Source organism: Phytobacter sp. V69 (genome assembly GCF_965644215.1).
GTDB lineage: Bacteria > Pseudomonadota > Gammaproteobacteria > Enterobacterales > Enterobacteriaceae > Phytobacter.
This window is the reverse complement of the sequence record NZ_CBFFRL010000488.1, coordinates 1-678: the sequence shown is the minus strand read 5'-3', so window position 1 is coordinate 678 and position 678 is coordinate 1. Positions and strand designations below refer to the sequence as shown.

The 678-nt window shown below is 45.0% G+C and carries 1 pseudogene; it reads right to left on the bottom strand.

From position 1 onward, the window contains the following. Positions 1-72 precede the first annotated feature (72 nt). Positions 73-567 (bottom strand): annotated as a pseudogene (locus ACSZPU_RS26150) (MFS transporter); the annotation flags it as partial. Between the last annotated feature and the right edge of the window lie 111 nt (positions 568-678).

Genomic DNA, 678 nt, shown 5'->3' with positions numbered 1-678 from the left:
GGCCTCATTTCTCGCTGCCGTCCAGATCAGATGCATCGCTCTCTGGGCTAAAATCTTGTGACGACACTATCTAAAAAAGATACCGCCAATAAAGGTCCCGCCTGCATAGCCGATACATCCCCAGAAACGTGCGGTTCCGTACTCGAAGTTAAAGCTACGGCTGATTTTTTCGACAAAACTGTCCACCAGCCCGCATCCCGCCAGATAGCCAATCCCGAAGAAGACAGCGCCCAGCACCATGCCCAGTTTGAAGTTAGAGGCCAGCAGAGGCTCATATACATAAATAAGGAATGGTCCGCTCAGTAAAAGTACCAGACCCACTAACCATATAAGCGGTTTACGGGTGCCTAACTTGTCCTGAATGACACCGTAACCGACCATAAATATCATGCTAAAAAACTGGTTAACGGAATAGAGCATCCCCAGTTCGCTACCGGTTAAACCGAGTTTTGTTTTTAACCAGATGGCATAAAATGACCACCAGAGTGACCAGGCGGCAAAGAAAAACAATAAATATCCGGATGAGAAACAATAGTTCTTATTACTGAATGGCAGATTTATTTTCATTATTTATTCTCTTGTCGATAATGAGAATACAAGCAAACCGCGAATTCAGATAATAAGTGCAACGCTCGGACATGATTGTGGAGAGTGTAGGAGGAAGGGTTAACTACCGAT